This is a genomic window from Geomonas oryzisoli (assembly GCF_018986915.1).
Taxonomy (GTDB): domain Bacteria; phylum Desulfobacterota; class Desulfuromonadia; order Geobacterales; family Geobacteraceae; genus Geomonas; species Geomonas oryzisoli.
On sequence record NZ_CP076723.1, the window covers coordinates 3,292,685 to 3,306,462 of the forward strand.

The 13,778-nt window shown below is 62.4% G+C and carries 11 protein-coding genes; 8 read left to right on the plus strand and 3 right to left on the minus strand.

Features of this window, described 5'->3' with window-relative positions; all coding sequences use genetic code 11:
• Positions 1–172 precede the first annotated feature (172 nt).
• On the plus strand, positions 173–430 hold the full coding sequence (locus tag KP004_RS14370; protein ID WP_216799199.1) for a hypothetical protein: 258 nt from the start codon (positions 173–175) through the stop codon (positions 428–430).
• A gap of 51 nt (positions 431–481) precedes the next feature.
• Complete coding sequence (locus tag KP004_RS14375; protein WP_216799200.1) at positions 482–1,390, plus strand: AEC family transporter; 909 nt, start codon at positions 482–484, stop codon at positions 1,388–1,390.
• Between the two features lie 188 nt (positions 1,391–1,578).
• On the opposite strand, the gene KP004_RS14380 is transcribed toward KP004_RS14375, so the two are convergent.
• Positions 1,579–2,412, minus strand: a complete 834-nt coding sequence (locus KP004_RS14380; RefSeq protein WP_216799201.1) for a transporter family protein — start codon at positions 2,410–2,412, stop codon at positions 1,579–1,581.
• A 362-nt stretch (positions 2,413–2,774) separates the two neighbouring features.
• Here KP004_RS14380 and KP004_RS14385 point away from each other — a divergent pair, with 362 nt between their 5' ends.
• The 5 genes from KP004_RS14385 to KP004_RS14405 all read left to right on the plus strand — a co-directional run bounded on the left by KP004_RS14385 (position 2,775) and on the right by KP004_RS14405 (position 11,056).
• Positions 2,775–3,005, plus strand: coding sequence for a hypothetical protein (locus KP004_RS14385; RefSeq protein ID WP_216799202.1), 231 nt, complete (start codon positions 2,775–2,777; stop codon positions 3,003–3,005).
• A 108-nt stretch (positions 3,006–3,113) separates the two neighbouring features.
• Positions 3,114–4,232, plus strand: a complete 1,119-nt coding sequence (locus KP004_RS14390; RefSeq protein ID WP_216799203.1) for a glycosyltransferase family 61 protein — start codon at positions 3,114–3,116, stop codon at positions 4,230–4,232.
• 491 nt (positions 4,233–4,723) lie between these two features.
• The gene (locus KP004_RS14395; RefSeq protein ID WP_216799204.1) at positions 4,724–6,799 is read left to right on the plus strand and encodes a methyl-accepting chemotaxis protein; all 2,076 of its coding nucleotides are present in this window, start codon (positions 4,724–4,726) and stop codon (positions 6,797–6,799) included.
• A 452-nt stretch (positions 6,800–7,251) separates the two neighbouring features.
• Complete coding sequence (locus KP004_RS14400) at positions 7,252–9,252, plus strand: methyl-accepting chemotaxis protein (protein WP_216799205.1); 2,001 nt, start codon at positions 7,252–7,254, stop codon at positions 9,250–9,252.
• A gap of 121 nt (positions 9,253–9,373) precedes the next feature.
• Positions 9,374–11,056, plus strand: a complete 1,683-nt coding sequence (locus KP004_RS14405; protein WP_216799206.1) for an amidohydrolase family protein — start codon at positions 9,374–9,376, stop codon at positions 11,054–11,056.
• A 164-nt stretch (positions 11,057–11,220) separates the two neighbouring features.
• Here KP004_RS14405 and KP004_RS14410 read toward each other — a convergent pair whose 3' ends face one another.
• Both KP004_RS14410 and KP004_RS14415 read right to left on the minus strand, forming a co-directional pair.
• Positions 11,221–11,748 (minus strand): DUF4337 domain-containing protein, encoded by a 528-nt coding sequence (locus tag KP004_RS14410; RefSeq protein WP_216799207.1) that lies wholly within the window; start codon positions 11,746–11,748, stop codon positions 11,221–11,223.
• Between the two features lie 42 nt (positions 11,749–11,790).
• Positions 11,791–12,807 carry a DMT family transporter gene (locus KP004_RS14415; RefSeq protein ID WP_216799208.1) on the minus strand — a complete coding sequence of 339 codons (1,017 nt, stop codon included), beginning with the start codon at positions 12,805–12,807 and terminating at the stop codon, positions 11,791–11,793.
• A gap of 331 nt (positions 12,808–13,138) precedes the next feature.
• On the opposite strand from KP004_RS14415, the gene KP004_RS14420 reads away from it, so the two are divergent.
• Entirely contained in the window at positions 13,139–13,618 is a 480-nt protein-coding gene (locus tag KP004_RS14420) for a ferritin-like domain-containing protein (protein WP_216799209.1), read from the plus strand.
• Positions 13,619–13,778: the final 160 nt, after the last annotated feature.

Sequence of the window (13,778 nt, forward strand, 5' to 3'; positions counted from 1 at the left end):
GGCTGGTAACCGCGGCTTTATGCTGGAAGCAGCGGTTGCCGGGAGCGACACAGCGGTGAGCAACGGCGCCGGGGGCGGCGCAGGACGCCCCTTGCGCGTTCTTTTGCTTGTGGCGGCGGGTTCGCTGTGTTACAGCAAAGGTGCAAGATCGTCATCGTTACAGGAGGATGCCGTGGCCAACATAAAACGGAGCATCTTGGGCAACGTCGCGGAAATGGTGATCGACATAGACGCCTATCCGAAAGGATTCGAGGTCTTCGGGCACGACAAGCTGGGCAGAAAGGTCGTATTCGCTCGGCGCAGCACGCTCGAGCCGATCATCCTGGACGGTGCGCGGGTGGCGCAAAGCCTTGCCGACTTCGCTAAAAAGCCGGTTACCCTGCGGGTCCAGTCCGAAAAAAGGGAGGAATTCTTCCCGACGACGGCGTAGGGCGGCCCTGCCGCCGCTCGCACTCCAGTCGGGCAGGAGAAGCTGGTAGTAATGGAAAATTTCGTATTGATCGGGGTCTTCGTCCTTCTGGGGATGCTCTTTCGCCGCCTCGAGGCCTTCCCCAAGGACTCGGCGCAGACCCTCAACATGTTCGCCCTCTACGTCTCGCTGCCGGCGCTGATTCTGCTCAAGGTGCCGCAGATCGCGCTCTCGGGGGAGATCGTCACCGCGGCGGTCGTCCCGTGGGGGATGCTGCTCCTCTCCGTCGCAGCGGTGTTCGCCGCGGCGCGGTTTTGGCGCTGGGATCGGGCGACCGTCGGCGTACTGCTCCTCGTGGTGCCGCTTGGCAACACCTCGTTCCTGGGCGTCCCCATGATCCAGGCCTTTTTCGGTGCGGCCGGCCTTCCCTACCTGATCATCTACGACCAACTGGGGACAATGATCATCATGGTCACCTACGGTTCCTTCGTCCTCGCCCTCTACGGCAAGGAAGGCTCCGTGAAGCTTTCGGCCATGGTGCGCAAGATGCTCTTCTTTCCGCCGAGCATCGCCCTCATGGCGGGCATTGCCGCCCGCGGCTGGCCCTATCCCGAAAGACTGGCCCAGGTGCTGCACAACGTTTCCCTGACCCTGGTGCCGGTGGTGATGACCGCGATCGGCATGCAGATGCGGCTCAGGCTGCCGCGCAGGGTGATGGGGCCGCTGAGCTTCGGGCTCGCCATGAAACTCCTGCTCGCCCCGCTGTCCGCCCTGGCCGTCTGCCGGCTGGCCGGGCTTACCGGCATGGTGGTGGACGTCTCGGTGCTGGAGGCGGCGATGCCCCCCATGGTGACCGCCGGCGCCCTGGCCGTGGTCGCGGGAATGGAAGCGGACCTCGCCGTGGCCATGATCGGTATCGGCATCATCCTCTCCTTCGGCACACTCCCCGCCATCTATTGGCTGACGCGCCTGATCCCCTGACGCCAGAGGGGACTGGCTCCGCCAGGTGCCTGCCCCCTTGGGGTTAGAGAAGCCGGCTGAGCGGAAAAGGCGTTCCGCCAGAGGGACAGGCACCTGACGGAGCCTGTTACTTCCATAAAAAAAACCGGAGCATCCTGACAAGGAGCTCCGGTTTTTTCGTTAGCCGCAACGGCAAGCGCTGGGCCGGCTTAGAAGAGGTAGTAGAGGGAAAGGCCGGCTTTGAACCCGTCGGCGGAACCGGCGCGGGCGACGTCATCCTTGGTCCTCACGTCGGTGGAGACCACGTAGGCGACGCTGGGCAAAACGTAGAAGTTGTGTGCCATCTGGAGGTAGCTCGCCAGCTCGAACTTGAAGTCCTCGTTGGCGGTGACGTCGCGGGTAGCGGTGTTGAAGTTCGCGTCCACCTTGGCGTCGATGGTCACCGTGTGGTTCAGCTCCTTCTCGAAGCCCACGGAGATGGTGTGGGTGTCGTACTCATCGTGGTTCCTGATGGTGGCACGGTAGATGGCGTAGGGGGTGTTGTGGTGGCCGAGGTTCGCGCTCGCCGCGATGAAGGGGCTCACGTCGGTGGTGCCGGTTCCCGCCTGGCTGTCGCCTGCGGTATCGAATTTCAGCCCCAGGCCCGCCACGACGGTGTACGGCGCTTCCTCGCCGCCCAGCAGACGGTATTTTGCCTCGAGCGCCAGGTCGCCGAAGCCGTCACGCCTCTCCTGCTCGGGTTCAAATCCGTCCATCTGAAGCTTGTCCCGCTCGCTGAAAACGTAGGGAATGGACGCGGACACTTCCAGACCATGCCCAAGGCCGACACCGACGGAATAGAGCGACTCGGTGGCATTGAGGGTGCGTTTCCCCGATTCCCCGAGGATGGTGACGTCACCTTTGACGTGGGAATACTCGAAAAGGGCCTGTGCCTCGACCTGCTTCTTGTCGAGAACTTCGGTGACCAGCAGTTTGTGCTCCGCATGCGCGGTGGCCGTCGTCATGAGTATCCCGCCCAGTACTGCCAAAACCATCTTCTTCATGTAACACTCTCCTCCTGCATTGAAATTACCCGCCGGCGCAGGTCCACAGCTGCATGCGACGGGGGAAAAGGTTTAAATACAACGAACCTCCTGTTATTACAACCCAAAACGGCGCAGTCCCATCACCTTTTCCGGGCAACGCCCCGCTTCGCCACGCCGAGAGCTGTAAACGGCGTTTACGCAGTGATACCCCGGTGTGGCACGCTCCGGCGCCACCACCCTTCCCCTGCCGTTAGAGTCCCCGCGTCGCGGGGATTGACAAAAAAGAAGTAAAATAATACATTGTTCTAGGTCTTGAAGGGGGAGCTTGCAACGCTGCCCCTGCACGACATTCCCGAACACTTCCGCAAAGGAGCAGGACAATGGCTCTCGCATTACAATGCAAGTTCTTCGGCCACATCATCTCCGTCGACAAGGCGCTGGCCGTACGGGACGGGGCGACGCCGGCACACCGGCACGCACTTCTCTTCGAGTGCGACAAGTGCGGCAAACCGGTGCGCCCGCGCGCGGCCGGCGACAAGCACGTCGCGCACTTCGTGCACATCAGGCAGAATCCCGAGTGCTGCTACGCCGAGCCAACCAGGGAATACTAGCGGAGAGCGAACGTCCCTCCGGGAGCCCCGGCCCCGTTGCGGCGGAAGCTGCCGCCCGGGCTTCCGATCGGCTGGAAAGAAAGCGGCTGCTGTGCTAGGATCGCCCGCATGACGGGTTTAAGCGAATCAGCCGCCAAGCGGCGCAAACAACTGCTGCGTTTCATCTCGACCGACCTGCTCGGGCCGATCGCGGGAAAGATGCCCAAGTCGTGCATCGAATCACTGGAAAAGGCGTCCTTCCACGCCAACATCAGCAGGCACATCCTCGATATCGTCCCGGTGACCGAAGCCCGCATCGTGAAGCACGAGGTCGCCGCGAAGCTCCCCCCTTTCCTCAGGACCGAAGCCGTCTTCGGCAAGCGCAACCTGTACCTTTTGCACAACGCCACCGTCTCGCCCCTCTCCGGCATGGCCTGGATCGAAAACAGGGTCATCGAAGAGAGCGTGGGTTCCCTGCGCCGCATCATGGATTGGGGGGACGTGCTGCACGAGCCTATGCTGCCGGTGACCGAACTCCGTGTCCCGCAGCCGGTCGTCGTCTGCCATCCCGCCTCCTACTACCATTGGCTCCTCGAGGTCCTGCCCAACGTCCTGTTCGCGGTCACCACATTCCCCGATGTCAGGATCGTGCTGCCGGAACACTCGCCGCGATATGTCCTGGACGGGCTGGCGACGGCGCTTGGCCCCGAAGCGGCGCGGGACTTCATCTTCAGTTCCACCCCAGTCCGCGTCGACAGGCTGGTCGTGCCGCAGTACCATGCCCAGCCGGAATTCACCGATCCGCAGGTGTTGGAGCTTTTGAGGTCGGCAGTGAAGGCCAAGGTGGCGCCTTCGCAACACCGGCTCGGCACGCCGGGGTCCCGCAGCCGGATCTACATCTCGCGGGGGAAAAGCAGGCGCCGCCTTGCCGGCGAGGCCGAGCTCGAAGAGAGACTGCGGCAGGCGGGCTTCTCGATACTGCACTGCGAAGCGCTCTCCTTCGCCGAACAGGTTCGCGCCTTCCACGAGGCGGAGGTCGTGGTCGGGAGCCACGGCGCCGGTCTGAGCAACCTGGTCTGGTGCGAGCCCCCCTGCCGCGTGGTCGAGATCTTCCCGAAAAACTACATCCTTGACTGCTTCGCCTGGCTCAGTTTCAGCCGCGGCTTCGATTACCGCTATGTCATCTGCGACACCGGACATAAGATTGATCAGCTCGCCATGGATGCCGTGCTCGCTCTAGTCCAATGACACCACCGCTGCCGCACTCTTTCAGATGGAAGCCTCCGACAAATAACAAAGGTTATGCAGCACACGCACATGCCTCCGGTTCCCATACCGGGGGCATGCGAGTATCATGCGCATCATTTTCCCCGCACGTGCAGCAGCATTCCAGCCGTCATTCCCCTCACCGCCGCAGATCCTGCCCAACTGCACAAGTTCACGATACTGCACCTTCCACCCCGTCCTTAGTTACAGCACAAAGTGTATACACATAATCGTTTACGAAAGGCTTGATGCTGATTCCTTTTTCGGCTATAAACGCCCCGGCCGGTATTTGTATGACAAAATATCAGCTGTCAAATCCTGCACTTATGCCAATTAAGGCTTTTTACAAATTGCGAAAGTACAGTAAAAAACCGTGAAATTAAATGTTATAAAATGACCAGAAGTTTTTTAAACAGTACTTCATGTTTCTGGGTAAGGATGAACCTGTGAAAATAAGCATAGTAACGAAGATCATGGCTCTGATTATCGCCATCGTCATCACGGCGGTGAGCGTCACGACCTATATATCCCTGGCGAAGATGCGGCAGGAAATGATGCGCGTGGCGACGGCATCGCAGGAGAGCAGGCTCAACACGTTCTGGGAGCTTCTGCGGCAAAAGGGCGAGCTGAGGATCGTCGACAACCGCCTCATGGCCGGCGACTACGTCATCAACAACAATAACGAGCTCCCCGACCAGGTAGCCAAGATCTGCGGCGGAACGGCGACCATTTTCATGAACGACGAGCGGGTCGCCACCAACGTCATCAAGGAGGACGGCAGCAGGGCGGTGGGGACCAAGCTGCAGGGGCCCGCCTTCGACGCGGTGTTCCGCAAGGGAGAACCGTACCGCGGCGTCGCCCCCATCCTCAACATCCCCTACTTCACCGCCTACGACCCGATTCTGGATGCCGGCGGCCACGTCATCGGCGCGCTCTACGTCGGGGTGAAGACCGCCGAATTCCTGCAGTCCTTCGAGCACACGAGGACCGTGGTGATCTCGCTCGCCATCGGATTCACCGTTTTGGCCAGCTGCATCGCCGCCTGGTTCACCAGGATGCTCCTCGCTCCCCTGGGCAAGGCCGTGGCCATCACCGAGGCGGTGGCGGAGGGAGATCTCACCGTGGCCATCCCGGCCGGCGGCGGGGACGAGGCGGGCAAGCTGCTCGGCTCGCTGAAGATGATGGTGGCTGGACTGTGCGGCATGATCAGCCGTGTGGCGGGCTCGGCCACGGCGCTGCAGGGGATTTCCGGACGGCTGGCGGCGGAAGCGGTGCATGCCGTGACGGCGGCCAGGCACCAGCAGGATAAGGTGGCCGAGGCGTCGGCCTACGTGCGCACCATTGCGGACAAGGCTGAGGAGATCCAGAACGGAACCCAGCGCCTGGCACAGGCCGCCTCCGAGTCTTCCTCGGCGATCCTTGAGATGACCGCCAGCACCGACGAGGTCGCCTTGAACGCGGAGCGGCTGACCACGCTGGTGGCCGAGGTCACTGCGGCGATGACGCAGAGCGCTTCCGCCACCAGCGAGATCGGTGAGCACACCAAGTCCCTGGTTTCCTCGTCGCTTTCCACCGCTTCCTCGATCCTGGAGATGGAGGCGGCGACCAACAGCGTCAAGGGGAACGCGCTGTTGACCGCGGAGGTGGCCCAGGGGGTCGAGGAAGACGCCCTGAAGGGGGTTGAGGCGATGCGCGCCATGCGCCAGGGGATGAGCGACATCCGCGCCTCCTCGGGGGTCACCAACCAGGTCATCGCGACGCTCACTGCCAGGACCCACGAGATCGGGGCCATCTCCTCGGTGATCGACGACATCGCCAAGAGGACCTCGCTGCTCGCCCTCAACGCGAGCATCATCGCGGCGCAGGCCGGGGCGCACGGCAAGCCCTTCGGCGTGGTGGCCGAAGAGATCAAGATGCTCGCGTCAAGCACGGCCAATTCGACCAACGAGATCGCGGACCTCATCGCGGCGGTGCAGTTGGAGACCGAGCACGCGGTGAAGGCGATCAAGGAAGCCGACCAGCGCATCGTCGCGGGAGAGGAGCTCAGTTCCCGTTCCAGCGCCGCGCTGGAAAAGATCGTGAACGGCGTATCCAGCGCCCGCAGCCACGTCAGCGGCATTGCGCTCGCTACCGCCGAGCAGGCCAAGGGGACCAGCCTGATCCGCGAGGCGATGGACCGGATCACCCAGATGACCGAGAAGATCGAGAGGGCGATCCGGGAGCAGGCCGGGGCCAAGGAGGCGATCATGTTCGCCGCCGAGGAGATGCGGGAGCTTGCCGCGCAGTTCCACGGCGCCACCCGGGAGCAGAGCAAGGTGGGACGTGCCATCTCCGACTCGATCCTCGACGTGAGCGAGATGTCCAGGAAGATCGAGACGGCCTGCGCGGTGCAGGCGAAGGAGAACCAGCAGATAGCGGCGGCGGTGGCGGAGATACACACGGATGCCGACCGTTGCCTGCGGGCAGCCGCCCTGTTGGAGGCAGGCGCAAGCGACCTCACCAGCCAGGTGGAAGTGCTTCAGCAAGGTGCGGCCGCTTTCCGGCTTTAGGAGGCGCAAGGCAGCACCGCAAGCGCACCCTGGCAGGAGTTGTGTCGTAAAATCAATTATTTAGTGGCGTTTTCCCGAAAAAGGTCGTACCATAAGAATCAAAGGCAGGTGAAACGAAAAAGGGTGCCTCTGCTCCCACGCCCTCAAATGAGCGCGAGTAGAAGTGGTAAGCAGTGTCACCGGAGACACCTTCTAAAATCCAAAACCTCAAGGGGTGAAAGGCAAAGAGCTGGCGAGCAGTAGAAAACGCCGGCTCTTTTTGCGTCCGCAGTTCGCGCCCTACTCCAGCGTCCTCCCCCCAGTCCCCCCCGAAGTTTCCTCACCACCGATTTGTCGCCACAGCGAGTGAGATGGCGACAAATCTGCTAAAGAAATATCCGCCTGAAGCCGATAATCCAGGAACCGGCCTAACAGAATACCCGCCACACCACCTGGCAGAGGAGACATAGAGGATGAAACGTTTTCGCGATTGGGGGATATTTCAGAAAATCATCAGCGCCACGCTTTTGTCCTGGCTGCTGCTGGTGGCGATATCGGTGTTCCTGCTGACACCGTACCTGCGCTCGCTGATCATGAACGAGCGGGAGGAAACGGTGCGCGCCCTCGTTCAGCAGGCCACCAGCATGATGAAGGGATACCAGGACCAGGTCGACCGGGGGCTTCTGACCAGGGAGGAAGCACAACGCAGGGCGATCCAGGAGGTCTCGACGGCAAGGTACCAGGGGAACAACTACCTCTGGGTCAACGACCTCACGCCGAGGATGGTGGTGCACCCCCTGAAGCCCGAGCTGAACGGCAAGGACCTGGGGCAGTTCAAGGATCCTACCGGAAAGTTGCTGTTCATGGAGATGGTGCGCGCCTGCAACGAGAAGGGTAAGGGCTTCGTCAGCTACCGCTGGCCCAAGAGCGCCGCCGGCGCTCCCGAACCGAAACTCTCCTACGTGGAGCTGTTCCGTCCGTGGGGGTGGGTGGTGGGGACCGGCATCTACCTGGACGACGTGCGGGCCACGCTATTGCGGACGCAGCTGTACATCGGCGCGGGACTCCTCGCAGTGCTCGCCCTGACCCTCATGCTCACCTGGTTCATAGCCCGCTCCATCACCCTTCCCCTGAAGGAGATGGTGCAGGCCGTGGAAGAGATCGCTTCGGGGGACGGGGACCTTTCTCGGAGTATCGCGAGCGGCCGGTCGGACGAGTTGGGCGCGCTGGCCAGGAACATGAACGTGTTCATCGAAACACTGCACAGCCTGGTAGGCAACGTGCTCAAGGTGAGCATCAACGTGGTGATCGGTTCCAGCAAAGTGCACGGCATGGCCAAGCAGATCAACAGTAACGCCGACGACCTGTCGGCCCAATCGGTTGCGGTCGCCACCGCCAGCGAGGAGATGTCGGCGACCTCGCAGGACATCGCCCGGAGCTGCGCGCAGGCGGCGCAGGGGGGAACGGCCACCACCCGTGTAGCTTCCGACGGGGCCCGCGTGGTCAACGAAACCGTGGCGGGCATGCACCAGATAGCGGACCTGGTACGGGAGTCGGCAACGACCGTCACCGGCCTGGGGCAACGCTCCGACCAGATCGGGGAGATCGTCGGCACCATCGAGGAGATAGCCGACCAGACCAACCTGCTGGCGTTGAACGCGGCGATAGAGGCCGCGCGGGCGGGGGAACAGGGGCGGGGTTTCGCCGTCGTGGCCGACGAGGTGCGCGCCCTGGCGGAGAGGACCACCAAGGCGACCAAGGAAATCGGGGCGATGATCGGCGCTATCCAGGTGGAGACCAGGGCGGCGGTGCGATCCATGGAACAGGGGGTCTCGGTGGTCGAGCAGGGTTCCCAGGGGGCGCAGCGGTCGGGACAAGCCCTGCAGGACATCATCACCAGCATCGAAGGGGTGACCGGCGACCTGGCCCAGATCGCGACGGCCGCGGAGGAGCAGAGTGCGACGACGCACGAAATAGCGGCAAACGTGCAGCGGGTGACCGAGATCGCGCGGGATACCTCTTCGCAGACGCAGCGCACCACGCACGAGGCGAACCTCCTGCTCTCCATGGCCGAGGATTTGATGGCCCTGCTCGGCAAGTTCAAGATCAACGAGGATGCTGCGCTGGTGATCAGCAGGGCGAGGAGCGCGCACATGATCTTCGTGGGCAAGATCAAGGGACACTTGGACGGCACCATCAAGATCGACCCGCAGGCACTGCCCACCCACCTCACCTGCGCCTTCGGGAAATGGTACCAGAGCAAAGGAAGGGAAGACTGCGGCCACAGCGACCTGTTCCGGCAGATCGACCCGCCGCACGCAAAAGTCCACGAACTGGGCAAACAGGCGGTCATCGCCTGCAACAACGGCGACAGGGTCAAGGCGGCGCAACTGTGCACCGAGATGGTGGCCGCGTCCCAGGTGCTGCTGGAGATACTGGAGCAGCTCGAGGGGCGGTGCGCGGGAAAACAGTGAAACGGGTTCTACGTTCTACGTTCTACGTTCTACGTTCTACGTTGACAACCTGGTGCAACCGGCATAGATTCGCCTGTGCCGGGCGTAGCTCGCACTATATCTTCAACCAAGAGAGAAACCGATGAACCTTTTCACGAAGGCCGTCCGGCCACTGGCGGCCCTCCTCACGGCAACGCTCTTGACCGCCACGCCGTCGTTTGCCGGGGACCATCCCGCTGCCGCCACCACGGCGGGGATGCAGATCTGCGGCAAGGCCAACGATGCGGTGCGGGAGTACGCCGCGGTGATCGAGAAGACCCGGAAGGAGCAGCCGCAGCTCGCGGAGGCGCTGCGCCTGTTCCCCAAGGGGGCGGACCTGCACAACCACCTATCCGGAACCGTCCCCGCTGAAAAGTACCTGGCCCTAGCCGCCGACGACGGCGCCTGCTTCGGCCCCGAGGGGAACACCGGGCGCTACACCCTGGCAGGCGCCACCTCCTCCGGCGGCTGTGGCGACGGCTTCAAGTCCATCTCCGGTGCTTCCCCGGAGGACCGTGAGAGGATCCTGCAATCGCTCTCCATGTACCGTTTCGATTATGCCGACACGCAGCAGGGACACGATCACTTCTTCGCCACCTTCGCCAGGTTCCGCGCCGTCTCCGACAACGTCTGCAACACCCCCGCCATGCTCGCCGAGGTGCTGAGACAGTCCCGGCAGGACGGGGTCTCCTACCTGGAAACCATGCTCTCGTTCCAGTCCTCGGCAGTGAACGCGCTTGCCAAGCAACTGAGACAGAAGTACCCGAAGGAAGAGTCATACCGGAACGTGCGCCAGTTTCCGGCCATGCAGCGTTTCCTGCTCGACGCCGGGCTCGCTGACACCGTCACCGCCGCCCGCACCGAGATCGCCCAATACGTGAACAAAACGCGGACGCTGCTCAACTGCGGCAGCGCAGGGCAAGAGGGCGCCTGCGGCGTGACGTACGCGTTCGTGGCCACCGTGAACCGCACTTCCGCTCTGCCGGACGGCACGCCCGACCTCGCCAAGGTGTTCACCCAGGCCGCTTTCTCGATGCTGCTCTCCGCGTCGGAGAGCCGCGTGGTGGGGGTGAACCTGCTCAGCAAGGAGGACGCGCCGGTTTCCCTGGCGGGGTTCCGGGACCAGATGCAGATCTTCCGCTTTTTCCACGAGACCTTCCCGGGGGTGAACATCGCCCTGCACGCCGGGGAGCTCACGCCATGCTTCGTAGGAAACGGCAACCCCGCGCTCAAGGAACACCTGACCGGCACGCTCAAGGCGGGGGCGAGGCGGATCGGCCACGGGGTTTCCTTTGCCTTCCTAAAACCGGAGCAGAAGTTGGAAGTGGCCGACCAGATCAGGCGCAACAACGCGCTGGTCGAGATCATGTTCACCAGCAACGCACAGATCCTCGGGGTTGCCGGGACGGAGCACCCGTTCGCGCAGTACCGCGCCTACGGGGTCCCGGTCGCCTTCGCCAGCGACGACGAGGGGGTCTCCCATGCCAACCTCACCGACGAATGGATCTACGGCGTCCGCAAGTACGGCCTTACCCGGGACGATCTGCAGTACCTCGGGCGCAACAGCCTGCAATACAGCTTCATGTCGGGCGAGCCGCTCTGGGCGGACGTGGCACGGGAAAAGCCGGTCGAGGCCTGCTCCGGTGACGTTCCCGGCTCAGCTACCCCGTCCCGGCGCTGCGAAACGTTTCTGAAGCAAAGCGCTAAGGCGGCGGCGCAGTGGGATTACGAGGCACGGCTGAAGGAGTACTGGCGCAACTACGGGAGATATTTCGGGAAGAGGTAGGGGCTCCATCCACCTTAGAGCCCTTCCCCGAAGGAGGGGACTGGCTCCGCCAGGTGCCTGTCCCCTTAGTGCTCGGGAAGGTGGTTGAGCTGAAAGGAGCGTTCCGCAAAAGGGACAGGCACCTAATGGAGCCAGTCCCTTTTACTTTTCACATCGGCGGGGGGCTACATGAAGAGCATGAAACCGTTGGCGAACTGGACCAGGCCGCAGATTCCGACGGCGACACCGGCGACCCAGACGATCTTCTTCTTCAGGAGCGCGGCGATAGAGGAGAGCAGGATGGCGATCTGCAGGAAGATGACCGCGAGCCCGAAGGGACGGCCGTGACGCTGCGCGTCATCCCTCTCCTTCTCGAGCTTCTTGGCATCGTCCTGGATCTTGGCCTTCTCCTGGTCATATTTGGCGATCTTCCCTTTGACCGCCTGTACCCTGGCCTCTATGGCGGCGGCCACCTTCTGGTCGCCGGTCCTCAATAGCTCACGCTCCAGCTGCCCCTGCTCCATCTCGGCCAGGGACTGCTTGATGCTCTTGGCCTGGTAGAAGGCCCACTGGTCCGAGGCCTGGTTCTGCACCAGTACGGATCTCGTCGAGAAGCCGCCCCCCTTGAAGGTGGCCAGCGTGGCGCAGACGGCGAGAACCACTGTGGTGAGTGCGAGATAGTTGAGCCAAGCCTCCTTTTTTTCTTCTGCCATTGTCAAACCTCCTGCTGGTAGTGGTTGTTTTCGCGGCGGCAGCTAGTGCTCGTGCCGGTAATGCTGATCGGGCCAGTGCACATGGGAATGGGTGACCGGCCGGTGTACGTGAAAGTGGTCGTGGGGCTCCGCCTGCTCCCCCTCCTGGTGTTCGTGATCGTGGTGGTCGTCGTGACGGTGCGGATGGGCGTGGGCCAGTTCCTCGTGGGTATGACGGTGACCGTGCACCTCCACGTAGAGAAGCAGGATGCCGGCCAGCATCAGCACGGTCGCAACCCAGTAGGGTGCGGGGGGGCGCTCACCCAAAAGCGCAACGGAGAGGAGCGTCCCGAAGAAGGGGCCGACCGCGAAGAAGGTCGCGGTCCGGGCGGCACCGATCTGGCGCAGCGCCTCCACGAAGAGGACGAGGCTGAGGCCGTAGCTCATGGCGCCCACGCCGAGCGCCCCGGCGATCTGCCCCGGGGTCACCGTTCCGGCACTGAAGATGAGTGCCAGGACGATGGAGAAGAGTCCCGCCGCGAGCCCCTTCACCGACGCGAGTACCGTGGAAGATATCTCGTCCACGTCCCGGGTCAGGTTGTTGTCGATCCCCCAGAAGATGCAGGCGACCACCACCAGCAGGCCGGAGAGCGAGAAGGAAAGTCCTCCTTGCGCCCTGAGCACCACGAGACCGGCACCGATCAGGATCAGGACCTTTCCGGTCCAGACGTAGGGGCCGATGTATTCCCTGAAGACGAGCCAGGCGATGAGGGTGGTGGCCACGGTTTCCAGGTTGAGAAGCAGGGAGACCTCGGAGGCGGTGCCGTACTTGATGCCGAAGGCGAGGCAGAGCGGGGCGACGATGCCGCCGGCGATGACGGCGCCGGCGAGTTTAAGCTTGTGCCCCGGGGAGAGCAGGCGCAGTTCGGCGCGGGTGCTCTTGCGCTGGAACAGGAGCAGCGCCTGCAGCCCGAGCCCGGAGCCCAGATAGAGCAGCCCGGCGAGCAGGGCCGGCGACATGTCGCCGATGAGCAGCTTGCAAAAGACCGGCGACACGCCGAAGAGTGCGGCGGAAAGCATGGCGAAAAGTTGTCCGGTGAAGACGGGCAGGCGGCACCTCCGGGAGCGATCCCTTACTGGGAGAAGAACAATAACCGAATCAGTGGGATTTTTCCAGAGCGTAAACGAGGGGAATCAAAAGCCTCAACGCAAAGGCGCCAAGGCGCGAAGACGCCGAGAAAACCTTGAAAAGCTTTTGAATGTTTCACCCCTTGCGCCTTTGCGGCTCTGCGGCTTTGCGTTGAGGCTTTTGTGACAAAGCGGAAGTATCTTTTGCTGTCGGCATTTTGTTATAATTAAGCATCGACAGAGAGCGCCTGTCACGCGTTGTCTGAGAGCAAGGGGGTACGCCATGAACGTTTTCGATTGCGCCATAAAAATAGAGGAAGAAACCAAGGCATACTATGAAGGACTGGAAGCCGAAGCCATGGAGCCTGAGATGAAGACGCTCTTCTCCATGCTTGCCGCGTCTGAGGAGGAACATCAGAGGAAGCTGAGAAGACTCAGAAAGAGAATGGACGGCGCCAAACTGGAAGGACTCACCCAAAATGCCTGCAGGTTCAGACCGCTGCTCAGCCAGAGAGAACTCCTGGAGGAAGCCGGAAGGGACCCGAACCTGTACCGCTTCGCCGTCAACAACGAGGAACAGGAGATCCGCTTCTACGAGGAACTGGCCTCGGCGGCAACGGACGAGACGACCCGCAAGGGACTGCGCATGCTGGCCCAGGAGGAACGGCGCCACCTGCAGAAGGTGACCAACATCTACTCCTTCGTGGAGACGCCGAAAACCTTCCTGGCCTGGGGCGAGTTCAGCAACATGCAGGAGCTCTAGCACCGGTTCCGGCTGAAGAAACGAAGAAGCCCGCCGGCAACGGCGGGCTTTCTGTTTTCAAAGGCAAAACCATTGGCCACGGAGAAAATCTGTGAACTTCTGAGAAAACCTAAACAGCTGCGGGTTGAACCACAAGCCTTTAACCCGTCATCTGTTTTTG

Bases quoted from the DNA above. Each gene is read 5' to 3' on its own strand.
- KP004_RS14375 (WP_216799200.1), top strand. From the start codon at position 482: ATGGAAAATTTCGTATTGATCGGGGTCTTCGTCCTTCTGGGGATGCTC.
- KP004_RS14380 (WP_216799201.1), bottom strand. From the start codon at position 2,412: ATGAAGAAGATGGTTTTGGCAGTACTGGGCGGGATACTCATGACGACG.
- KP004_RS14385 (WP_216799202.1), top strand. From the start codon at position 2,775: ATGGCTCTCGCATTACAATGCAAGTTCTTCGGCCACATCATCTCCGTC.
- KP004_RS14390 (WP_216799203.1), top strand. From the start codon at position 3,114: ATGACGGGTTTAAGCGAATCAGCCGCCAAGCGGCGCAAACAACTGCTG.
- KP004_RS14395 (WP_216799204.1), top strand. From the start codon at position 4,724: ATGGCTCTGATTATCGCCATCGTCATCACGGCGGTGAGCGTCACGACC.
- KP004_RS14400 (WP_216799205.1), top strand. From the start codon at position 7,252: ATGAAACGTTTTCGCGATTGGGGGATATTTCAGAAAATCATCAGCGCC.
- KP004_RS14405 (WP_216799206.1), top strand. From the start codon at position 9,374: ATGAACCTTTTCACGAAGGCCGTCCGGCCACTGGCGGCCCTCCTCACG.
- KP004_RS14410 (WP_216799207.1), bottom strand. From the start codon at position 11,748: ATGGCAGAAGAAAAAAAGGAGGCTTGGCTCAACTATCTCGCACTCACC.
- KP004_RS14415 (WP_216799208.1), bottom strand. From the start codon at position 12,807: ATGCTTTCCGCCGCACTCTTCGGCGTGTCGCCGGTCTTTTGCAAGCTG.
- KP004_RS14420 (WP_216799209.1), top strand. From the start codon at position 13,139: ATGAACGTTTTCGATTGCGCCATAAAAATAGAGGAAGAAACCAAGGCA.